Source organism: Myxococcus sp. AB025B (genome assembly GCF_006518215.1).
GTDB classification, from domain to species: domain Bacteria; phylum Myxococcota; class Myxococcia; order Myxococcales; family Myxococcaceae; genus Myxococcus; species Myxococcus fulvus.
Genome location: NZ_SRLW01000077.1, coordinates 15,218 through 36,106, shown reverse-complemented (window position 1 = coordinate 36,106; position 20,889 = coordinate 15,218). Strand labels below are relative to the sequence as shown.

Below are 20,889 nucleotides of genomic sequence, written 5' to 3'. Positions count from 1 at the left end.
CCCGGCACCTCACCCCGGACGATGGCGCGCAGGTACTCCAGCCCCGACATCGTCTTCGCCGCCGCCACCCCCTCCCGGTAGTCCCGCCACGTCACCGTCCGGGTCCGCGCGTCGCTCTCCGCCTCGCTCATGGCCTCTCCCTCGATGAAATGATGGCCGTCATCGTCCCAGGACCGGACATCCACACGTTCCTCGACAATGAGGCTTGCCAGATGGAATGATACTCATAATACAAAGAGGCATCGAGCGCACGTCGCGAAGAGGGAGGGCCCACGGACGGCCGGACCGTGTGTTCTCCTGGCGTGCCATGCAAGGGAGCGGCGGATGCAGAAGCGGCGCGTGGTGGTGACGGGACTGGGGCTCATCAGCCCCTGCGGGACGGGCGTGGAGAAGAGCTGGGAGGCGCTGGTGCGCGGCCAGAGCGGCGTGGGCCCCATCACCCTCTTCGACGCGAGCGCGCTCGACTGCCGCATCGCCGGCGAGGTGAAGGACTTCAAGGTCGAGGACCACATCGAGCGGCGCGAGGCCCGACGCATGGACCGCTTCGCCCACTTCGCCGTGGTGGCCTCCGACATGGCCCTGGAGGACTCGGGCCTGCAAGTCACCCCCGAGAACGCCGAGCGCATCGCCACCATCATCGGCTCGGGCATCGGTGGAATCGGAAGCCTGGAGGAGACCTTCCGCCGCACCCTGGAGAAGGGGCCGGACCGCATCAGCCCCTTCTTCGTCCTCCAGATGATCATCAACATGGCCCCCGGCTACGTGAGCCTGCGCCATGGCCTCAAGGGCCCCTCCTGGGCGCCCAACTCCGCGTGCTCCACCAGCGCCCACGCCATCGGCGAGGCGATGCGCGGCATCCAGCGCGGTGACTTCGACGTGGCGATGGCCGGGGGCGCCGAGGCCCCCATCTCCCTGCTCGGCGTCGGAGGCTTCGCCGCCATGCAGGCCTTGTCCCTGCGCAACGACGCGCCCCACGCCGCCAGCCGCCCCTTCGACGCGGACCGCGACGGCTTCGTGCTCGCCGAGGGCTCCGGCATGCTCGTCCTCGAGGAGCTGGAGCATGCACGCGCCCGGGGCGCCCGCATCCACGCGGAGCTCACCGGCTACGGCGCCAGCGCCGACGCGTACCACGTCACCGCGCCCGCCCCCGAGCACGAGGGCGCCCAGCGCAGCATGCGCGCGGCCCTGAAGGACGCCGCCTTGCGCCCCGCCGACATCGGCTACATCAACGCGCACGGCACCTCCACGGACGTGGGCGACCTCATGGAGGTCCAGGGCATCCACCACGTCTTCGGCGACGCCGCGCGCTCCGTCGCCGTCTCCTCCACCAAGTCGATGACCGGCCACATGAACGGCGCGGCGGGCGCCGCGGAGGCCGTCATCAGCATCCTCGCCCTCACCCGGGGCCTGCTGCCGCCCACCATCAACCTGGAGCGGTTGGATCCACGCATCGACCTGGACTGCGTGCCCAACACCGCCCGGCCCGCCCAGGTCGACGCCGTGATGAGCAACTCCTTCGGCTTCGGCGGCACCAACGTGTCGCTCATCTTTCGAAGGCTGAGCCCCTGAGCCCTGTCCCGCATCATCCCTGTAAACCGCGAAAACTCGTTTACCAACGCACGCGAACCGCATGCCGCATCGCGGCGGTAAACACTTGACAAGGTGCGTCGAACACCGCCCCGGACGCACATCCACGCGAGAATAAAGCGCAACGATTACATGTGGTTGCACATACTCGACAGGTATCGGACAGGTGGCAGACGGCTGTTCCGTCGCCGGCCGCACAGGGGGAGCGCGGTCGAAAAACGCTGATTGCAAATCGGTAAATCGATTTGCAAAGTGGTTGAAAGGGTCCATGAGGCGCGAGGGCCAGGCGCGCCCTTGGGTGGATCCGACTCAGCCATGAACGACAACGCACTGAACGCCAACGTGGGCCTGAAGCTCCGGGGTCTGCGGCTCGCCCGCAACATCAAGCAGGCGGACGCGGCGAAGGACCTGGGGGTCTCCCCCGCCTACTTGAACCTCATCGAGAAGGGCAAGCGCGTGATGCCCTTCCCGCTGCTCTGGAAGGCCCTGCGCTACTTCGACCAGGACCCCGAGCAGTTCATGTCCACGCTGGGCGAGGGCCGGGTGGACGAGGCGCTCGCGAAGCTGCTCGACGAGCCGCTGCTCAAGAGCCTGGACATCGACCCGGAGTCGCTCCAGTCGCTGTCAGCCGAGCCGAAGCTCGCCGGCACGGTGGCCGCGCTCTTCAACCTCTACAAGAACACGCGCACGCAGTTGGAGAACGTGCTCGCGCAGCTCAACGTGGAGGAGCGCACGCGGACGCAAGGCAGCAGCGCCGGCAACGGCACCGTGCCCGGCGTGCGCTTCGACTACTCGCCCTTCGACGAGGTGAGTGACTTCCTGGAGACGCACCGCAACTACTTCCCCGAAATCGAGGAGCAGGCGGAGGCCCTGCGGCGCGACGTGAGCCTGGAGCGTCAGCTCACCAGCGGGCAGCTGATGCAGCTGTTGGAGAAGCGCTTCGGCTACCGCGTGCTCATCGACGCTTCGCCCAGCGGCTCGTCCGTGGTGCGGCGGCTGGACCCGGAGGAGCAGACGCTCACGCTGTCACCGGACCTCACCGAGCAGCCGCTGAAGTTCCAGATCGCCGCGTCCATCGGCCTGCTCATGCTGGACAAGGAGAAGCTGGTCGAGCGCATCCTCGGCGCGGGGCGCACCCGGCACGGCGAGACGACGCGGCTCATCAAGGTGAACCTGGCCAACTACTTCGCCGGCGCGCTGATGCTGCCGTACGGGGACTTCTTCAAGGAGGTGCAGCGCACGCGCTACGACGTGGAGCTCTTGTCGAGCATCTTCGGCTCCACCTACGAGACGGTGGCCCACCGGCTGTGCAACCTGTCGGACCCCAAGCGCCCGGGCATTCCGTTCCACTTCCTGCGCTCGGACATCGCCGGCAACATCTCCAAGCGCTACAGCGGCACCGGCATCCGCTTCGCGAGCGGCGGCGGCAGCTGCGGCAAGTGGGCCGTGCACCTGGCCTTCCTCAACCCGTCCCAGCTCACCCGGCAGTATTCGATGATGCCGGACGGCACCACGTACTTCTGCTTCGCCAAGGTGCAGCTGCAGCCGACGGAGGGCTCCATCGTCAAGGGCACCGCCTACTCCATCGGCCTGGGCACCCACGCGGAGAACGCCAAGTACCTGGCGTACGGTCTGCCCACCAATGACTTGCGCAAGGATGCCATCCCCTCCGGCATCTCCTGCCGCTTCTGCGAGCGCACCGACTGCAACCAGCGCGCGGCGGCCAGCTACCGCTTCGCCTTCGCGTTCGACGAGTACACGAAGAAGGACTGCTTCTTCTCCCCGCTGCTGGGCTACGAGCAGGCCGACAAGGTGGAGAAGGAGCGCCACGTCGGGGGGGCCCACGGCGCCACTGGAAATGGCGGGGGCGCGCAGCCCGGCGTCAATGGCGCTGACGGGAGCGAGAAGCACGATTCGTTGGACAAGGCGGCCCGGCGCCGCAAGGGTGGCGACGCGTGAGCATGCACCCGCCCGAAGACACCGAACGCGCCCATCTGCTGGAGGCGCTCCAGAAGCAGAAGAACCAGCTGGCCACCCTGCGCATCACCGGCACGCCCACCACCGTGGGCCAGGGCCTGGTGAGCCTGGCGGAGCTGCACGGCCTGCTCGAGGACCACGCCGCCAGCCGCCAGTGCTACGAGGAGGCGCTCGGGATGTTCCAGGAGGCCGGCTACAAGCCGGGCCTGGCCCAGGCGTACTTCGGCATGGGCGTGGCCAAGGCGAACTTCGAGGACCACCGCGGCGCGCTGGAGCTCATCGCCAAGGCCGCGATGCTCTTCAACGAGACCAAGGACCGCGAGGGCGAGGCGATGTGCCGCGCCTGCGTCGGCGAGTCCCTGCGCGCGCTGGGTCAGCCCGAGGCCGCCGAGGAGAAGTACCAGGAGGCGCTCATCCTCTACCGCCAGACGCGCAACACCGGGCGCACCGCGCGGCTGCTGCTCGACATCGGCGACATCCGCATGGAGAAGGCCGAGTACGAGCCGGCCCGGAAGCGCTTCCTCGAGGCGATTCCCCTGCTGGAGCAGGGCGATGACCCCGAGGCGCTCGCGCTGGGCCACCTGCTGCTCGGCGAGTCCGAGGGCCTGCTGGGCAACCACGAGGGCGCGCGCTCGCACCTCTTGCGCGCGGTGGAGCTGTACCAGGAGCTGCACGACCACGTGCACGAGGCGCGCGCCCGCTGGGACCTGGGCCTGTCCTGCTACTACACCCAGGACCTGCCCGCGGCCCGGGAGCAGCTGGAGGCCGTGCTGCCGCTCTACGAGGAGCAGGGGCGCATGGACGAGGTCGCCAAGGTGCGCAACATCCTCGCCCACTTCGCCGCCCGGGGCGCCTGAAGCGCCCCACCGCCTCACGGGGTGCCGCGCGTCACGCCTGGATGCCGGCCCCCACCGCCAGGGCCAACAGGCCCAGCACGCCCGCGGCGATGACGGCGTAGCGCCACTCTCCGCGCAGGCCCAGGAGCGTGCCCGCCACGCCCAGCCGCGCCACCGGCGTCACCAGCAGCAGTGACGCCGCCGCCTTGCGAAGCTGGTCGATGGCCACGTGCGTGCTCTCCGAGCCCGGCAGCGCCTCCAGCCCCAGCGACAGCACGAACATGCCGCCGCTGAGCACCGCGCCCACGCGCAGCACGCGGGCAATCCACCGGTCTCCGGCCAGCGCCCTGTCGCGCACGCGCGGGGTGCTCGGCGCGGGTGCCTCCAGGGTGCTCGCGGTGACGGGCTCCGACTCCAGCTCCGGCGCCGTCTCCACCGCGGCCGGAGCGGACGTCGCCGCCACCGCGTTGTGCGTCAGCCTCGCAGGCTCCGCCATCACCGCCGAAACCGTTGGAGGCTCTTCTCCGTCCGCGTCCTCCCCCCTCACTCCCAGATGCTCGGCCACAGTCCCGCCCCTCCCTTCCACAACATCTGCCCCGCCACCGTCAGCAGCACCAGCGCGAACAGCCGCTTGAGCACCGCCGTGGGGACCTTCGGCATCAGCCGGCTGCCCACATAGGCTCCAGCCAGCACGCCCACCACCAGCGGCGACACCAGCGCCAGATTGAGGTGCCCGCGCAGCGCGTACGCGGCCACGCTCGCCGCGCCCGTCACGCCAATCATCAGGTTGCTCGTGGCGCTGGCCACCTTGAAGGGCACGTGCATGCCGTAGCTCATCAGCGGCACCTTCAGTGGCCCTCCGCCGACCCCCAGCAGCGCGGACAGGCCACCGGCCACGAACGAGCCGGAGATGCCCAGCGGATAGTTCGTCGGCTGGTAGTCGTCCAGCGTCGCCGGCTCGCGTCGGGGCGAGCGCAGCAGAATCATCTGCAGGGCCACGTAGAGCGTGAACAGGCCGAACACCACCGCCACCATCGCCGGCGCGATGAGCGCCGCGACGAGGCCCCCCGCGATGGCGCCCAGCACCGTGGCCAGCTCCAGCGTCAGCCCCAGCCGGATGTCACTCAGGTGGTTGTCCACATAGCCGGCGGCGGCCGCGCACGAGTTGGCCACCACGCACATGAGGCTCGCCGGCACCGCCTCCTCCAGCGGCAGCCCGAAGCCCAGCACCAGCGCGGGCACGAGCACGATGCCGCCCCCGATGCCGAGCATCGCTCCCAACGCCCCCGCGAGCCCGCCCACCACCATGAGGAGAAGTACCGTCATTCCTCCACGAGGATAGGAGCGGTGAGCCGCCTCGCACAGCGGCATTCCCCGACGGCAGGCAGGCTCGGCAGGACGGTTGCTCTGCGCGCGAAACGCCCTGGCACCGCAGGGCGTGGGGCGGGTGCGTCAAGCCGCTCGAACCCCCAGCGTTCCCTCGGGGAAGGCCTCCAGGAAGCGCGCCCGCGTCCGAGGCGTGAAGGTGCCCCTGGCCATGTAGCCGTGCAACCTCCGAAGGACTCCACGCGCCGACTCCAGCGCACCTTCGACCTCCTGGGCGAAGTCGAAGGTGTCGTTGCGATACAGCTCCTGGAAGGACAGGCGGGCGAAGGCGGGCAGCGCGCGCGTGCGGCCCACGGGGCTGGAGAGGAAGAGTCCGGAGACGTACAGCCCGCGCACCCAGCCATCCACGTCCGCCTTGGAGGGCGCCTGCCCCACGCGCTCCTGCGAGGACAGGCGCACCAGTTCGTAGATGCCCCGGCCGATGCCGCGCCACGGGAAGCCCGGGCTCTTCACCACCTGACACTTCTCGCGCAGCCGGGGCGTGCCGAGCAGGTCCACGCCGTGCAGCTCGCGCAGGTAGAACAGCGTCTGCGCCCACTCGATGTCGCGGTGCGCGGCCAGCGCCCGCTCGCCCCGCCGGCGGTGCTTCACCACGAGCTGGTCGACGATGGGGTGCAGCCGGCGGTCCATGCACAGGTGCGTGAAGTAGCCGGACAGCAGGGCCAGTCCCGGCTCGGTGCCCACCAGCGCGCCCGTGGCGACGAGCTCCGCCATCTTCAGGCCGAAGCCCACCGGCGCGCGCTCGTGGTACAGCCGCGAGAACAGCGGCATCTCGCGCTCGGGCAGGAAGGCGGCGAGCCCGCCGCGGACGCCCTCGCACAGGGGCAGGTCCGGCAGCGCCGCGCCGAAGCGCGCGTAGGGCAGGTCCTCCGAGAGCGCACGCACCCACTCCGGAGGCAGCTCTCCGGGGTTGGCGGCCAACCGTTCGATGGCGGTCAGATGCATCAGCAAGGTGGGCATTGCCTGACTGCTACCCAGCCCCTCGCGGCAATGCAACGCTCGAATGAAATCCAACGCTTTGCGTGCAACAGGGCGGGCGTTACAGTCCGCGACCTTTCGTCTTCCCTCATCCGTTCAGGAGTCCATCGGCCCATGAATTTCTCCTTCGTCTCCGGCGACGCCTCCCTTGCGAATGGCGAGCTGCTCGTCATTCCGCTCTTCGAGGGTGAGCTGGGTGAGGGTGCCCCGGCGGGTCTCGTCGCGGCGGACAGCGCGCTGGAGGGCCGCCTGCGCGGCGCCGCCACCCAGGAGGGCTTCAAGGCGAAGGCGGACCAGTCCCTGGTGATGCACACGCTCGGCCGAACCCCGGCGGGCCGGGTGCTGCTGTTGGGCCTGGGCAGCCGCGCGCGCTTCCACCCGGAGGTGCTGCGGCTAGCCGCCGGACGCGCGGCGAAGACGGCCCAGCGGCTGAAGGTGGCCTCGCTCGTGGTGGCGCTCCCCGTCACGGACGCGCAGGCGGACGCGGTGCGCGCGGTGGTGGAGGGGCTGGAGCTGGGCGCGTACAAGTTCGACAAGTACAAGTCCTCCGCGCGCGAGGAGAAGGGCGCGAAGAAGCCCGTCAAGGTGTCCCTGGTGCTGCCCGAGGGCGTGGAGAAGTCGCGCGACCTCGAGGACGCGCTCGCGCTGGGCAAGCGCGTGGCCGAGGCGACCAACTGGGCCAGGGATTTGGTGAACGAGCCGCCCAACGCGGTGACGCCCACGGTGCTGGCGGAGGCTGCGCGCAAGTCCGCCAAGGAGCACGGGCTGAAGATCACCATCGGCGGTCAGCGCGAAATCGAGAAGCTGCGGATGGGCATGTTCCTGGGCGTCACGGCCGGGAGCACCGAGGAGCCGCGGCTCATCCACGTGGAGTACACGCCGAAGAACGCGCGCGACGCGAAGCGGCCTCCGCTGGCGCTGGTGGGCAAGGCCATTACGTTCGACTCGGGCGGCCTGTCGCTCAAGCCCACCGAGGGCATGGTGGACATGAAGACGGACATGGCGGGCTCGGCCGCGGTGCTGGGCGCCATGCAGGTCATCGCCCAGCTCAAGCCGCCCTTCCCCGTGCATGCCTTCATCGGCGCGTGCGAGAACATGCCGGCCGGCAACGCGTACAAGCCCGGTGACATCCTCACGTCGCGGCTGGGCAAGACGGTGGAGATCACCAACACGGACGCCGAGGGCCGGCTGGTGCTGGGCGACATGCTGACGTGGGCGTGTGAGCACAAGCCGTCCGCCGTCATCGACCTGGCCACGCTCACGGGCGCGTGCATCGTCGCGCTGGGCAACTACATCGTCGGCGCCTTCGGTGACGACGACGACACCGTCAACCAGGTGCTCCAGTCCGCGCGCACCGCGGGCGAGGAGATGTGGCGCCTGCCGGTGAGCGAGCTGCAGAAGGACGCGCTGCGCTCCGAGGTCGCCGACATGAAGAACTCCGGCGAGCGCTGGGGCGGGTCCATCAACGCCGCGCTGTTCCTCAAGGAGTTCGTCGGCGACACGCCGTGGGTGCACCTGGACATCGCGGGGCCCTCCAACAGCCCCAAGGAGCGCGGCTACCTCTCCAAGGGCGGCACTGGCGTGGGCGTGCGCACCCTGGTCGAGTGGGTGCGGCTGCGCGCACAGACGCAGGGCGAAGAGGTGGCCGAGGCCCCCGCGAAGCCCGCTCGCCAGGCGCGCGGCGCGAAGAAGTCCACGCGCGGCTGACGCCTCCTGTCGGCGGTGTCCGCGAGCCCCACGCCTTCGTGGAGCTCGTGGCAGCGGCGCTTGCGCGGACCGCGCAGGCGCGTGGCGCTGCGTGAGGATCGGGCGCGCCAGGCGACCTCCAGCGACGGAGGAAGCTCAGGGACGCGCGGCCTGAGGCACGGTGCCCGGCAGCGGCTTCTTGCGCGCGGCGCGGACGCGCCTGGCGACCTCTAGCGGACGGAGGAAGCTCAGGGACGCGCGGCCTGAGGCACGGTGCCCGGCAGCGGCTTCTTGCGCTCCGGCAGCGGCCGGATGCCCTGGATGAGGGCATCCACGTTCTGGATGTCACCTGCGGTCGCCAGCGCGGGCCAGGTGGCCAGCATCATCAGCACGCGGCCCTCCTGCCCCTCGCGCACGGCGACGCGGCCATGCACGCCCTCCCCCACCTGGAAGTCGAAGCCCACCGCCTTGTCCGACAGCGCGAGCGGCACCGGGTCCGTGGTGGTGAAGCCCGGCTGCTGACGCAGGCCCTCCGCGAGCCGCTCGGCGAACTGGGTGGGTGACACCACCTCCGGCGCCACCTGCAGCACCACCTGCGCGTTGGAGGGCGGGTGGCGCAGGACGACGGGAATCGCCAGTCCCTCCGGCGTGCGCTCGTTCGTCACCACCAGGTGCCACTCGTCGCTGGGGCGGATGATTTCGAACCCCAGCTCCTCGTCGACGTAGGGCCCGGACACCGACGCCGTCTGCGCCGCCACCGGGGGACCGGAGCCGCCCGTGCCCGGCTCCGTCGCCGCCGCGTCGGCCTTCACGGCCTGGCGCGAGCCACTGCACGCCGTGCCCAACACCAGGAAACCCCACGCCAGCTTCCGCAGAACACCCATGACACGCATCCCCCGACCACCAACGCCGTGGTCGCGAACGTGGCCATGTGGCGCCTGCTAGGCCAGCCCTCCCTGGAGGGTCCGGTAGGTGTTGGACAGCCGCTCCGCCACGTCCGGAGGCAGCACGTTGCGCGCGGTGAACAGCGCGTAGGACACGATGGCGTCCAGCGCCTCCAGCGTCAGCGCCCGCGCCACGGCCTCACCACCGGACGCAAGGTTCGCCCGCAGCCGCGTCACGTCCACCCGCCCGTCCGGCCCGAGCACCACACCGGAGAACGCGTCCTCCAGCCCCGAGGGCGGCGCGTCGAGGAAGCCGCGCATCAGGTCCACGTCCTGCCCCGCGTCGCGCAGCGCGCGGTGGATGAGCGACAACAGCAGGTTGTAGCGCTCCTCCGCGGACAACAACTCCCAGGCCATGCCCTCCACCGCGGGCGGCGGAGGCACGGGCGGCGCCGCGGGCTTCACCTGGAGGTGCCCGCCCCGCACGCACTCCTCCAGCCACGTGAAGAACGCGTGCGCGCCGCTCTCGCGCACGAGCCGCAGCTCGCCCACCGTCGTGCCCGAGCCCATCCGCTGGAAGAAGCGCTCCTCACCCGCGCGCGCGCCAGCAGGGCCCACCTCCACGCGCGTGTCGTCCGGATAGCGGCGCCTGAGCCGCGACAGCTCCTCCGAGCGCTTGATGCCGGTGAGCACCAGATCCCGCGTGCGCTCCGGCAGCTTCACCACGTCCGCCATGGGCGCGGGCCCCTCGACGAACAGGAAGCTGCCCTCCGTCAGCTCGAAGAGGCTCAGCACCACCTCGCGCACCACGTACGTCATCGCGCTGTAGAGGTTCGCCTCGGAGACCATGCCCTCGGACGTGAGCACCTGGCCGATGCGCCGCGACGGCGTCACGCGCGAGAGCGCCTGCGTGAGCTGCGCCTGCGTCACCAGCCCCAGCCGCACCAGCACCGCGCCCAGCCGCTCCCAGCGCTCCGTGGACGTGGCGAACACCACCTGCCCGTCCCGGAAGGACACCGTCCTGCGAACGGCGCCGTGCTGCACCGCCAACAGGCCGCTGCGGATGCCCGTCAGCACGTGGGCGAAGACCTCCTCCACGGACAACGTCCCGAGCGTCCCGGCCAGGAAGCCGGCGAAGCCCGAGGGCTCATGGAGGAGCACCATCCCCTCCGGCCCGTGGAACCAGGCCGAGAGGGGACGGGAGGAGGACAGGCCCTGGGAGAGCGACTTCTCCAGGTCGAGGGAAGTCGCCTCGCCACCGAGCCGGGGCGTGGCCTTGGGTTTCTGGGCCACCGCCCGTGTCCTCCGTGCGTCGGGATTACTTCTGCGCCGTCGGCTTCAGCTCGGCGTCGATGATGCTCTTGAACTCCTCGAAGGGCTGCGCGCCGGAGAGCATGACGCCGTTGATGAAGAACGCCGGCGTGCCGCTGACGCCGACCTTCTGCGCGTCCGCCATGTCCGTCTTCACGATGGTGGCCTTCTCACCGGAGTCCAGGCACTTGTCGAACTTCGCCTGGTCCAGTTGCAGCTCACCCGCGTACTTCTTGAGGTTCTCCACCTGCAGGGCGCTCTGGCTGGCGAACAGCTTGTCATGCATCTCCCAGAACTTGTTCTGGTCCGCCGCGCACAGCGACGCCTCGGCGGCCTTCTGCGCCTCCTTGTGGAAGTCGAGCGGGAACTGGCGGAACACCAGCTTCACCTTGCCGTCGTACTCCTTGAAGACCTGGTCCACGGCGGCGTTGGCGCGGCTGCAGAACGGGCACTGGAAGTCGCTGAACTCGACGATGGTGACGGGCGCGTTGTCCGGACCCTTCGACGGGCCGGTGGCGGCCACCTGCTTGCGCTCGGCCGGCGGGCGCGGCGGCTCGGGCAGGGTGATCTGCACGTTGGCGTTCTTGCGCAGCTCCGCGAACAGGGCCTGGGCGCGCTCCTGCTTGGGCTGCTGGGTGAGGAAGTCGACGATCTGCGGCTTCATCTGCTCGAACGTCGAGCCGGGGGGCAGCTGGCCCTTGGCGCCGTCGAAGACCTCCTTGATCTTCTCCTCGGTGGGCGCCTCGACCTTGTCGTCGATCTCCGCCTTGAGGAACTGGTCCTGGGAGATGCCGCGCTTCTTGGCCTCCGCGTCGACCAGCTTCTCGGTCACCATGCCCTCGAGGCCGCGCTTGCGCAGCTGGAACTTCTGCTTCTCGAGGTTGGCCAGGGGCTCCGAGACGCGCTCGTTGAGCTCCTTGTAGGTGATCTTCTGTCCGTCGCCGAACGTGGCGACCACGGTGTCCGGGGTGGGCTCACCCGGAGTGGCCGCGGCGGCGGCGGGAGCCTGCGCGGTGGCCGGCGCCTTCTCCTTGTTGCAACCGGCGGTGAACGAAGCCGCCAGCAGCGCGGCGAGGATGACGGGGGTTGGACGCATGGGCATAAGCCCGCGACTTAGTCGAGGCAGCCCCGACCTGCAAGGAAATGCAAGACGCCCTTTCAGGCGACGAGCGGCTCCAGCTCCAGCGCGCCAGCAAGGCCGGGCAGGCCCAGCTCCAGGCCCTCCACGTCGCGGCGACGCGCCGGGACAATCTCATAGCAGCTCGGGTCCGACAGGACCTTGCGCACCAGCTTGTGATTGAGCGCGTGCCCCGTCTTGTACGCCGTCAAATGACCAATGACAGGCCTGCCGAACAGAGACACATCACCGATGGCGTCCAAAATCTTGTGACGCACGAACTCGTCGGTGAAGCGCAGGCCCTCGGGGTTGAGGATGGAGACCTCGTCCACGACGATGGCGTTGTCCAGCGAGCCGCCGCGCGCCAGGCCCAGGCTCTTGAGCTTCTCCACGTCGCGCAGGAAGCAGAACGTGCGCGCGCGCGAAATCTCCCGCGAGAAGTCCCGGTCGCTGAAGTCCAGGTCGAACGCCTGGCCCTGGATGACGGGGTGCTCGAAGTCGATGGTGCAGCTGATGCGGAAGTGGCGCGACGGGGTGAGCGAGGCCTGCTTGTCGCCGTCCACCACGGACACCGGCTTCTTGATGACGAGCAGCTCCTTGGGCGCGTCCAGCTCGCGCACGCCGGCCTCCTGGATGAGGGCCGCGAACGGGGCGGCGCTGCCGTCCATGATGGGGACCTCCGGGCCGTCCAGCTCCACCCGGGCGTTGTCGATGCCCATGCCCGCCATGGCCGACATGAGGTGCTCCACCGTGGCCACCTTGGCGCCGTCGCGGCCCAGCGTCGTCGCCAGCACCGTGTCCACCACGTACTCCGCCAGGGCGGGGATGCTCACCGGCCGGGGCAGGTCCGTACGCACGAAGACGATGCCGTGCCCCGCGGGGGCCGGACGCAGCGTGAGCGTCACCTTCGCGCCCGAGTGGAGCCCGATGCCCTGGAGGCTGGCGGTCTTCGAGAGGGTGCGCTGGTTGTAGGAAGACGGGGGCATGTCGGTGTCGCCTCGTGGCTGCTCGTGCTGCGGGACTTCCGAACGGTCATCTGGCCAGATGGCGCCGGAATCGTTCAACAGTGGTCTGACGCGACGCGCAGATTCAGCAAGTGGCATGCCACGACCGCGTGACATCCCGGGGGCCTCCGAGGGGTCCTTGAGTGGTTCGAACCCGTTGGAATGGCTGGTCTTTTTCTGACATCGCGGTGGGTGCCCCTCGTGGCCAGACACCCGCCCCCCGTTGGAGGCCCGGTGAAATCGCCCGAAACCGTGACATTGGTGTCCGGGATTCCATCACCGCCTCCGCCGCCGCCCATCACCGTGACGCGCTTCGTAACGAAGCGTGTCTTCCATGCAACACGGGGGCGTCCATAGCGCAAGGAACTGGCTGGAAGCAAACACGCCCCGTATGAGCACCCGTCGTGGGGGCTTGCGTCATACAGTGCGCGTGGGCGTGGGTCCTCGCAACCCCGCGACAGCCGGCTCAGCGGGGCGCGGCGGCCACGAAGCGATCTCTCAGGGCCTCGGCCTCCTGGCGGTCGAAGCCCCTGCCCTGCAGGAGGGTGCGGCGGCTGACAGCGTGGAAGGTGGACTCGAGCGTCTGGCTGAAGCGGCGCAGGTCCTCGGCGAGGCGGGAGCGGATGCCGGGGCCCTCGGGCGGCCAGGGCAGCTCCACCAGCAGCGCGGTGAAGCGGTCGAAGGCGTCGTAGTCCGCGTAGCGCAAGAGCTGGTAGCCCCCGTCGTGGAAGTAGCCCAGGAAGCTCTTGAGCGCGTCCAGGGCCCGCTCGGCGGAGGGGACGTCATCGGCGCGCAGGTGTCCCTCGGCGGCGCGGCACAGCTGGGCGTAGACCCACAGGTCCTTGCGCAGCCGCAGCGCGGCGTCCTGGGGGCTCACCAGGTGGTCGAAGACGCCGTCCGTCAGGCCGCCGTTGGGCGCGAGCGACTCCACCAGCGCGACGACTTGCGTGCGCAGGAGCGTGGTGAAGGCGGCGGCGGCGCGCTGGGGCGCGTCCGGCTCCCGGTCCACGTGGGCGAGCACCTCCCGGCCGATGCGCTCGGCCTCCTTGGCCAGGTCCCGCGCGGCCCTCAGCGCGGCGGCCTGGAGCGCCTTGGAGCCCGCCCTGGGGGACAGCTCCGCGTGCATCCACGTGGCCAGGGCGTGCGTCTCGCTGCGCACCAGGGCCAGCAGCACCCGGACGCGGCGCGGCACGGGGGGCGTCCCTTCCGCGTCCACGTAGGACAGGTAGTGCAACAGCCGGAACAGGCCCAGGAAGGCGGTGGCGAAGGCCGTCCGCGGCTCCTCTGACATCTGTGACAGGGTGTCCAGGATGCGCACGGAGCGCAGCCGGTCGTACTCGACGCGGAACTCCAGCGGGCGGAAGGGCCGGAAGTAGCGGTTGAGGACGATCTCCTTCAGCGCGAGCTTGCCCAGGTCCTGGAACAGGTTGAGCCGCGCGGTGGGCAACTGGAGCAGGTGGTCCAGGAGGTTGCGGAGCGCGTCCAGGTCCTCGCGCAGCACGAAGAGGCTCTCCGGGGCGGTCTGCTGGTCCAGCTCCTCCTCGATGAGCGCGCGGCGCACCCGGTCGTCGGCCAGCTGGGTCTCCACGTACTTGCGGAAGACCATCTTCTGGTCGCTGTCGGGGTCCTGCAGGTGGCGGGCGACGCGGATGGCGCGGTCCATGGCGTCGCGCACGTCCACCAGCTCCTCGTGGAAGTCGCGCGTGACGAGCGGCCGGTCCTTGGCGTCCACCACGGCGGTGAGGTTGAGGTAGCGCTCCACCGCGCGCAGCAGCATCTCGAACTCGAAGAGCAGCTCCTCGCGGCCATCCACCGGCACGCCGCGCAGCCAGCGCTCGCGCTCGGCGAGGAAGCCCGCGCGCGACGTCTGCGAGGCCCGCATCAGGTCCGCGTAGAAGTCACGCGCGACGCGGAGGGTGGTGGGTCCGGAGGCGGGAGACGCGGGAGAGGTGGCCTGGCTCATGGCTCGCGGGAGGTCAGAAGAGGCTGCCCTGGGGCGTGGGCGGTGGCTGCTTCTTGAAATACTGGTAGGTGCGGTGCGTGGCCATCCGGCCCCGGGGCGTGCGTTGGAGGAAGCCCTCCTGCATGAGGAAGGGCTCGTACACGTCCTCAATCGTATCGCGTTGCTCGCCCACGCTGGCGGCGATGGTCTCCACACCCACCGGGCCCCCACCGAACTTGTCCAGGATGGTGAGGAGGATCTTCCGGTCCATGGAGTCCAAACCACTGGCGTCCACACCCAGCCGGTCCAGGGACTTCTTGGCCAGCTCCAGGGAGATGCGGCCGTTGCCCTCCACCTCCGCGAAGTCGCGCAGCCGGCGCAGGAGCCGGTTGACGATGCGGGGCGTGCCGCGCGAGCGCGTGGCCACCTCGCGCGCGGCGTCCCTGTCCAGGGGGATGCCGAGGATGCGCGCGGAGCGGTGGAGGATGAGCTCCAGCGCCTGGGCGTCGTAGTACTCCAGGCGCTCCTGGATCTGGAACCGGTCACGCAAGGGCGAGGTGAGCAGGCCCGTGCGCGTGGTGGCGCCGATGAGCGTGAAGGGCGGCAAGTCGATCTTCATCGCCCGGGCGGCTGGCCCCGTGTCGATGGTGATGTCCAGCCGGAAGTCCTCCATCGCCGGGTAGAGGTACTCCTCCACGGCGGCGTTGAGGCGGTGGATTTCATCGATGAAGAGGACGTCGCGCGCGTTCAGGTTGGTGAGCAGACCGGCCAGGTCGCCCTTGCGCTCCAACGCGGGGCCGCTGGTGACGTGGATGGCCGCGCCCAGCTCGTTGGAGATGATGTGCGCCAGCGACGTCTTGCCCAGGCCAGGGGGCCCGGAGAACAGGCAGTGGTCCAGCGCGTCGCCCCGGCTCCTGGCCGCCTGCACGTAGACCTTGAGCTTCTCGACGACGGAGCCCTGCCCCACGTACTCGTCGAACGAGCGCGGACGCAGGGAGGCCTCGAGCCGGACGTCCTCCGGGAGGACCTCTTCGGAGAGAGTGTCGGACTTCCTCGCCATGACCATGTGACCCTATACAGGAAGGCCCCGCGTGTCGCCCACATCCTCGGAGCAAGCCTCCCGGGACACCCCGGAGACCGGCCGACCGGCGAGCGGGAGCCCGCCCCGGACGCCCGTGGACACACGGGCCCCATTCGCTCGGAGTGAGGCCGCCCGGCAGGCGCGCCTGTGGACTGGCGGACGCTCGTGAAAAACGCGCTCCAGGCGACTTGGCGGGATGGCCCGGGGGCGCGAGAACATGCCCTCGCGAAGCACCTTTCCGGTCGCCAAGGTCATCGACGTCTCGCAGTCACGGTGAGCCCATGAGCCAGAGCCCCGCGTTCCGTCCCCTGCCCTTCCTCGCCGAGGCCCACGCCGAGACGCTGCCCGGCCCGCGCCTCCAGAAGCTGCGCCGCGCGGCGCTCCAGGCCCGCGAGCGCTTCGTCCAGGAGGGCCCGGTGGCGGCGGTGGCCACGTGCGAGCTCGTCACCTTCCCCTACCCGTCGCTGTTCGCCTTCAGCGGCGCGGCCAGCTCTCCGGCGCCGTACGTGATGATGACCCACCGCATGCAGGTGGTGCAGTTCGTGGACGCGAACGGCGAGCGGCGCACGCTCCTGTTCAACCCCACCGACTACGAGCGGGGACAGGCGGCGCCCTTCTACCGCTCACTCCGGGAGCGCTACGGCGCCTTCGTCTCCGACAAGGTGATGTCCACCCAGCACGGCACGGTGCAGAGCCACCTGGCCTCGCTGGGGCTGACGCCCGGGGACGTGGACTTCCTCGCCTTCGACCACCTGCACATCCAGGACCTGCGCGGGTGGCTGGGCGGTGACGGCCTGTCCGCGTACTTCCCGCGCGCGAAGCTGCTGGTGCAGCGCGCGGAGTGGGAGATGGTGAAGGACCTGCACCCGATGCAGTCGGTGTGGTTCGTCCCCGGCGGCGCGGACATCCCCGAGGAGCGCGTGGTGCTGCTGGACGGGGACACGTGGCTGGGCACGGGCGCGGCCATCCTGAGCACGCCGGGCCACACGCGCGGCAACATGTCCCTGGCGGTGGCCACCTCGCGCGAGGTGTTCGTCACCAGCGAGAACGGCGTGGCCACGGAGAGCTACACGCCGCTGCTCTCCGCCATCCCCGGGGTGCGCCGCTTCGCCGAGCACATGGGCTGGGAGGTGGTGCTCAACGGCAACAGCCGCGAGGACTCCCTGCTGCAATACTCCTCCATGGTGGTGGAGAAGCTCTTCGCCGGGCCCTCCGCGGTGGAGGGCGCCTTCGTGAACTTCCACCCGTCCTCGCTGCTGACGTCCCACCTCCTGGCGCCAGGGCTGTCGCCCACCATCGTCCTGCCCGCGCCCAACTTCGGCGACGTGCGGCCCACGCCCGCGAGCCGCCGCGCCGCCTGAGGGACTTCAGCAGCCCTTCCCACCCCGGGGGCCCGCGCACGGCCACGCGCCGTGGAGCGGCAACACCCAGAGCGCCTCGCCCACGGCGGCCTCGTTGGCGAGGAAGAACACGTCGCGGCCCGAGCGCACGAACGAGCGGGGGTTCGACGACGACGCGCCGGGGGCGATGTCCGTCAGCTGGCGCGTGTTCCACAGCCAGCCGTCGCTCTTCCACGCCTCGCGGCCATGCGCGGCGGTGGTCGCCGAGAAGAACAGCCAGCCGTCCTGCGCCACCAGCTGCCGCGGCTCGCTGCCCTCCGGTCCCCACTGGAGGTCCCAGACCATCCACGTGCCCAGGGCCGTGCCGTCGCTGCGCCACAGCTCGCGCCCGCGCCAGCCGTCCTCCGCCGCGAAGTACAGCACGCCGTCCATGGCGACCAGGTCCGAGGGCAGCGAGCCCTTCGGCCCCGGCCAGATATCCCGCACCATGCGGGTTCCCTGCGTCGTGCCGTCGCTGCGCCACAGCTCGCCGCCGTGCCGCGTGTCGCCCAGCTCGCCATAGTTGCCGTCCGAGCCCGCATGGAAGAACACCTGGTCCCCCAGCGCGGTCAGCTCCGAGGGCGCCCCGCCGCTGAAGTCGCGCACCTTCGTCGCGACGGCCTGACGCCCCGCCACCACCCACAGCTCCACGATGCCCTCTCCCGTGTCGCGCACGAAGAAGAGCCGACGCTCCACCGCCGTCAGCGAGTCGAACACGCCCACGGCCGAGCGGAACACCTCGCGCGTCTCGCCGCTCGGCTCGACCACCCAGAGCACCGCGGCCTCGGCGTCGTAGGAGACCAGCGCGAGCCGCTCACCCCAGGCCGTCAGCTGCAACACGTCACTGCCGGGGATGAACGCGTGCACCCGCCGAGTGCCGGACGCGGTGCCGTCCGTGCGCCACAGCTCCTGGCCATTTCCCGGCGCCTCCGCGAGGAAGTAGACGTGAGTGCCCACGCGGGTGAGCGCGCGCGGCGCCGAGCCCCGCTCGCCCGGCCACACGTCCAGCACCCGCACCGTGCCCGCCTCCGTGCCGTCCGTGCGCCACAGCTCCGGCCCCTGCAGCCCGTCATCCGCCGCGAAGAGCACCCAGCGCCCCAGCGCCGTCAGGTAGCGCGGCACCGAGCCCTGCGCTCCCGCCCGGAGGTCCTTCACCAGGCCCGCGCAGCCACCGCCACCCGGGCTGCTCCACAGCTCGCGGCCCTGCTCCTGCGAGTCCGCGCTGAAGAACAGCCGGTCCACGCCGCGCACCAGCCACTCCGGCTTCGTGCCCGAGGGCATCACCCGCTCCGACGCGCAGGCGCGGCCCGCCGCCACCACCTCGGCACGCGCGGACTCCACCGCCGCCTCGCCCTCCGCGTCGACGCCTTCGACCGCGGGACCACACCCCACCGCGAGGAGCCCTCCCCAAAGAACGGACACGAGCACCGGGATGCCACGCCATGCCTTCATGTGAGCAACTCCTTGTCCTGCGTGAGGCCGCGACCCCACCGCTGTGGCTGGAAAGTGTCACCAGTGGCGGAACTCGCTACTCACCGAGGGAACCGGGAGGCTCAGGGTGTCCGCCATGCTGCGACGTAGGCCAACAGGTGCCACGCGGAGGACACCGGGCCCGTCGGACCTCGGACCATTTCGATTTCTTAGAGGAGAAACGGTTGTGCGGGCTGTCCAGGGAGGTCTTGAATTGGCCTCCCGGCTACACCCGGGGACGAGGCTGTCCGGAAGGCATCAGCCCCCTGCCCGGAGGGACTTGAGGGCTTCGCGGAACAGGTCCTGGAAGGAAGCGTCGGCGCCCAGCCGGCTGGTGGCGAGCTCCGCGGCCTTCTCCGCCTGCGGGGGCTTGTAGCCCAGGTTGAGCAGGGCGGAGACCAGGTCGGACTGGGTGGCGCTGGCGGGTGCGGGGGCGGTGCCCCGGGACACCGCCTCCAGGTGGACGTTCTTCATCTTGTCCTTGAGCTCCAGCACCAGCCGCTCGGCGGTCTTCTTCCCGACGCCGTGGATCTTCGCCAGCCGGGCCACCTCGCCGCGGGACAGGGCCGCCACCAGCTCCGGCACCTCCATGCCGGACAGCACGCCCAGCGCCATGCGGGGGCCCACGCGGGAGACGCCGTTGAGCAGCAGGAAGACGTCCTCCTCGGCCTTGGAGAGGAAGCCGAACAGCTCGAAGGCGTCCTCGCGCACCACGGTGCGGATGCGCACCTCCACCGGCTGGCCTTCCGGGGGCAGCTTGCCCAGCGACAGGGTGGAGAGGTTCACCCGGTAGCCCACGCCCTGCACGTCGATGACGGCGTCCTCGGCGTCCTTCTCCAGCACCACTCCCCGCAACCGAGCAATCATCCCGCCTCCGGACGCCGATAGGACGGCGCCAGCCTGTCCGCGAGCAGCGCCGCGGCGCCCTTGCGCTTCTTCGTGGTCGGGCCCGCCATGGGAATGGCGGACCGGCCGTGATTGAGGTGGCAGAGCGCCACGGCCAGGGCGTCGCTCGCGTCCGCGCGCCCCAGGTCCACCGCCTGCAGCCCCAGCAACGTCTTCACCATGCGCGACACGGCGTCCTTGCCGTCCGCGCCGCCGGCGCCCACCGACTTCTTCACCTTCGCGGGCGGGTACTCGAAGACGGGCAGCGCCACCTGGGCCGCCGCCAGCAGCGCCACGCCGCGCGCGTGTCCCAGCACCAGCGCGCTGCGCGCGTTGCGGAAGGTGAACACCCCCTCCACGGCCACCGCCGCCGGACGGAAGTGCGCCAGCTGGGCGCTGAGCGCCGCGTGCAGCTCCTTCAGGCGGAAGGCCAGGGGCGCGCTCTCGTCGACCTTGATGACGCCGTGGCCCACGTGCACCAGGCGGCCCCGCTTCTCTTCCACCACGCCGTAGCCCATGAAGCGACTGCCGGGGTCCACACCGAGGACGCGCACCGTTGACTCCGTTCCACCCGCCGCTACTGCGACAAGGACTCCATCAGGGACTCCTCGATCTCGAAGTTCGCGTGCACGTTCTGCACGTCGTCGTTCTCGTCGAGCGCATCCATCAGCTTGAGCATCTTCCTGGCGTTGTCGCCGTCGAGCTGGAGCGTATTCTGCGGCAGATACACCCACTTCTGCTCGCCCAGCGGAAGGCCCCCTGATTCCAGGGCCGTGGCCACCGTATGCAGGTCCGCCGGCGCGCAGCGCACCTCGAAGCCGTCCGCGCCCTGGGGCACCACGTCCTCGGCGCCCGCCTCCAGCGCCTTCTCCAGCACCGTGTCCTCGGAGGGGCCCGGCTTGACGGTGACGACGCCCTTCTTCTGGAACATCCAGGCCACCGCGCCCTCGGCGCCCAGGTTGCCGCCGTGACGGCCGAACGCCGAGCGCACGTCCGCGGAGGTGCGGTTGCGGTTGTCGGTGACGCACTCGACGAGCACGGCCGCGCCGCCGGGGCCGTAGCCCTCGTACATCACCTCTTCGTAGCTCTCCCCCTCCAGCTCACCGGTGCCCTTCTTGATGGCGCGCTCGATGGTGTCCTTGGGGATGTTGGCGTCGCGGGCCAGGCCCAGCGCCACGCGCAGGCGCGCGTTGCCAGCGGGGTCTCCTCCTCCGAGCCTCGCGGAGACGGTGATCTCCTTGATGACCTTCGAATAGAGCTTGCCCTTGGTCGCGCCCATCGCGGCCTTCTGGCGCTTGATCTTCGACCACCGATTGTGACCGGACATGGAAGGTGTCGCCTCGTGGCGGCCTTGTCTCCCAGCCCG

At 70.4% G+C, this 20,889-nt stretch carries 18 protein-coding genes; 5 read left to right on the top strand and 13 right to left on the bottom strand.

What is annotated here, in order from left to right:
* Nucleotides 1-324: 324 nt before the first annotated feature.
* From fabF to FL311_RS15345, 3 genes are all read left to right on the top strand, one after another.
* Nucleotides 325-1,569, top strand: a complete 1,245-nt coding sequence (gene fabF / locus FL311_RS15355; RefSeq protein ID WP_141325895.1) for a beta-ketoacyl-ACP synthase II — start codon at nt 325-327, stop codon at nt 1,567-1,569.
* Nucleotides 1,570-1,902: 333 nt separating this feature from the next.
* Entirely contained in the window at nt 1,903-3,546 is a 1,644-nt protein-coding gene (locus FL311_RS15350) for a short-chain fatty acyl-CoA regulator family protein (RefSeq protein WP_141325894.1), read from the top strand.
* 2 nt (nt 3,547-3,548) lie between these two features.
* On the top strand, nt 3,549-4,421 hold the full coding sequence (locus tag FL311_RS15345; protein WP_141325893.1) for a tetratricopeptide repeat protein: 873 nt from the start codon (nt 3,549-3,551) through the stop codon (nt 4,419-4,421).
* 31 nt (nt 4,422-4,452) lie between these two features.
* On the opposite strand, the gene FL311_RS15340 is transcribed toward FL311_RS15345, so the two are convergent.
* The 3 genes from FL311_RS15340 to FL311_RS15330 form a co-directional block, all read right to left on the bottom strand.
* Nucleotides 4,453-4,896: a hypothetical protein gene (locus FL311_RS15340; RefSeq protein ID WP_141325892.1), complete on the bottom strand. Its 444-nt coding sequence runs from the start codon at nt 4,894-4,896 to the stop codon at nt 4,453-4,455.
* Between the two features lie 47 nt (nt 4,897-4,943).
* Nucleotides 4,944-5,726, bottom strand: a complete 783-nt coding sequence (locus FL311_RS15335) for a sulfite exporter TauE/SafE family protein (RefSeq protein WP_141325891.1) — start codon at nt 5,724-5,726, stop codon at nt 4,944-4,946.
* 126 nt (nt 5,727-5,852) lie between these two features.
* Nucleotides 5,853-6,746 (bottom strand): zinc dependent phospholipase C family protein, encoded by an 894-nt coding sequence (locus FL311_RS15330; protein ID WP_141325890.1) that lies wholly within the window; start codon nt 6,744-6,746, stop codon nt 5,853-5,855.
* Between the two features lie 132 nt (nt 6,747-6,878).
* Here FL311_RS15330 and FL311_RS15325 point away from each other — a divergent pair, with 132 nt between their 5' ends.
* Entirely contained in the window at nt 6,879-8,471 is a 1,593-nt protein-coding gene (locus tag FL311_RS15325; RefSeq protein WP_141325889.1) for a leucyl aminopeptidase, read from the top strand.
* A 227-nt stretch (nt 8,472-8,698) separates the two neighbouring features.
* Here the strand turns inward: FL311_RS15325 and FL311_RS15320 are convergent, their stop codons facing one another.
* From FL311_RS15320 to ruvB, 6 genes are all read right to left on the bottom strand, one after another.
* The gene (locus tag FL311_RS15320) at nt 8,699-9,334 is read right to left on the bottom strand and encodes a hypothetical protein (protein WP_141325888.1); all 636 of its coding nucleotides are present in this window, start codon (nt 9,332-9,334) and stop codon (nt 8,699-8,701) included.
* A gap of 57 nt (nt 9,335-9,391) precedes the next feature.
* Nucleotides 9,392-10,627, bottom strand: a complete 1,236-nt coding sequence (locus FL311_RS15315) for a DUF4388 domain-containing protein (RefSeq protein WP_141325887.1) — start codon at nt 10,625-10,627, stop codon at nt 9,392-9,394.
* Nucleotides 10,628-10,652: 25 nt separating this feature from the next.
* The gene (locus tag FL311_RS15310) at nt 10,653-11,747 is read right to left on the bottom strand and encodes a thioredoxin domain-containing protein (RefSeq protein ID WP_141325886.1); all 1,095 of its coding nucleotides are present in this window, start codon (nt 11,745-11,747) and stop codon (nt 10,653-10,655) included.
* 56 nt (nt 11,748-11,803) lie between these two features.
* Nucleotides 11,804-12,748 (bottom strand): UDP-3-O-acyl-N-acetylglucosamine deacetylase, encoded by a 945-nt coding sequence (lpxC, locus tag FL311_RS15305; protein ID WP_046715035.1) that lies wholly within the window; start codon nt 12,746-12,748, stop codon nt 11,804-11,806.
* A gap of 484 nt (nt 12,749-13,232) precedes the next feature.
* Nucleotides 13,233-14,729 (bottom strand): hypothetical protein, encoded by a 1,497-nt coding sequence (locus FL311_RS15300; protein WP_141325885.1) that lies wholly within the window; start codon nt 14,727-14,729, stop codon nt 13,233-13,235.
* Nucleotides 14,730-14,742: 13 nt separating this feature from the next.
* A complete protein-coding gene (ruvB, locus tag FL311_RS15295; protein ID WP_141325884.1) occupies nt 14,743-15,774 on the bottom strand; it encodes a Holliday junction branch migration DNA helicase RuvB in 1,032 nt (343 codons plus the stop codon).
* 296 nt (nt 15,775-16,070) lie between these two features.
* On the opposite strand from ruvB, the gene FL311_RS15290 reads away from it, so the two are divergent.
* Nucleotides 16,071-17,150, top strand: a complete 1,080-nt coding sequence (locus tag FL311_RS15290; RefSeq protein ID WP_141325883.1) for a hypothetical protein — start codon at nt 16,071-16,073, stop codon at nt 17,148-17,150.
* A 6-nt stretch (nt 17,151-17,156) separates the two neighbouring features.
* Here FL311_RS15290 and FL311_RS15285 read toward each other — a convergent pair whose 3' ends face one another.
* From FL311_RS15285 to FL311_RS15270, 4 genes are all read right to left on the bottom strand, one after another.
* The gene (locus tag FL311_RS15285; protein WP_141325882.1) at nt 17,157-18,620 is read right to left on the bottom strand and encodes an ELWxxDGT repeat protein; all 1,464 of its coding nucleotides are present in this window, start codon (nt 18,618-18,620) and stop codon (nt 17,157-17,159) included.
* A 276-nt stretch (nt 18,621-18,896) separates the two neighbouring features.
* Nucleotides 18,897-19,505: a Holliday junction branch migration protein RuvA gene (gene ruvA, locus FL311_RS15280; RefSeq protein ID WP_141325881.1), complete on the bottom strand. Its 609-nt coding sequence runs from the start codon at nt 19,503-19,505 to the stop codon at nt 18,897-18,899.
* Nucleotides 19,502-20,077, bottom strand: coding sequence for a crossover junction endodeoxyribonuclease RuvC (gene ruvC / locus FL311_RS15275; protein WP_141325880.1), 576 nt, complete (start codon nt 20,075-20,077; stop codon nt 19,502-19,504). The genes ruvA and ruvC overlap by 4 nt, the downstream gene beginning before the upstream one ends.
* Nucleotides 20,078-20,100: 23 nt before the next feature.
* On the bottom strand, nt 20,101-20,850 hold the full coding sequence (locus FL311_RS15270) for a YebC/PmpR family DNA-binding transcriptional regulator (RefSeq protein WP_141325879.1): 750 nt from the start codon (nt 20,848-20,850) through the stop codon (nt 20,101-20,103).
* Nucleotides 20,851-20,889 lie beyond the last annotated feature (39 nt).

Excerpts from the sequence above, each read along its gene's own strand:
- fabF (WP_141325895.1), top strand. The coding sequence starts at position 325 with ATGCAGAAGCGGCGCGTGGTGGTGACGGGACTGGGGCTCATCAGCCCC.
- FL311_RS15350 (WP_141325894.1), top strand. The coding sequence starts at position 1,903 with ATGAACGACAACGCACTGAACGCCAACGTGGGCCTGAAGCTCCGGGGT.
- FL311_RS15345 (WP_141325893.1), top strand. The coding sequence starts at position 3,549 with ATGCACCCGCCCGAAGACACCGAACGCGCCCATCTGCTGGAGGCGCTC.
- FL311_RS15340 (WP_141325892.1), bottom strand. The coding sequence starts at position 4,896 with ATGGCGGAGCCTGCGAGGCTGACGCACAACGCGGTGGCGGCGACGTCC.
- FL311_RS15335 (WP_141325891.1), bottom strand. The coding sequence starts at position 5,726 with ATGACGGTACTTCTCCTCATGGTGGTGGGCGGGCTCGCGGGGGCGTTG.
- FL311_RS15330 (WP_141325890.1), bottom strand. The coding sequence starts at position 6,746 with ATGCCCACCTTGCTGATGCATCTGACCGCCATCGAACGGTTGGCCGCC.
- FL311_RS15325 (WP_141325889.1), top strand. The coding sequence starts at position 6,879 with ATGAATTTCTCCTTCGTCTCCGGCGACGCCTCCCTTGCGAATGGCGAG.
- FL311_RS15320 (WP_141325888.1), bottom strand. The coding sequence starts at position 9,334 with ATGGGTGTTCTGCGGAAGCTGGCGTGGGGTTTCCTGGTGTTGGGCACG.
- FL311_RS15310 (WP_141325886.1), bottom strand. The coding sequence starts at position 11,747 with ATGCCCATGCGTCCAACCCCCGTCATCCTCGCCGCGCTGCTGGCGGCT.
- lpxC (WP_046715035.1), bottom strand. The coding sequence starts at position 12,748 with ATGCCCCCGTCTTCCTACAACCAGCGCACCCTCTCGAAGACCGCCAGC.
- FL311_RS15300 (WP_141325885.1), bottom strand. The coding sequence starts at position 14,729 with ATGAGCCAGGCCACCTCTCCCGCGTCTCCCGCCTCCGGACCCACCACC.
- ruvB (WP_141325884.1), bottom strand. The coding sequence starts at position 15,774 with ATGGTCATGGCGAGGAAGTCCGACACTCTCTCCGAAGAGGTCCTCCCG.
- FL311_RS15290 (WP_141325883.1), top strand. The coding sequence starts at position 16,071 with ATGAGCCAGAGCCCCGCGTTCCGTCCCCTGCCCTTCCTCGCCGAGGCC.
- FL311_RS15285 (WP_141325882.1), bottom strand. The coding sequence starts at position 18,620 with ATGAAGGCATGGCGTGGCATCCCGGTGCTCGTGTCCGTTCTTTGGGGA.
- ruvA (WP_141325881.1), bottom strand. The coding sequence starts at position 19,505 with ATGATTGCTCGGTTGCGGGGAGTGGTGCTGGAGAAGGACGCCGAGGAC.
- FL311_RS15270 (WP_141325879.1), bottom strand. The coding sequence starts at position 20,850 with ATGTCCGGTCACAATCGGTGGTCGAAGATCAAGCGCCAGAAGGCCGCG.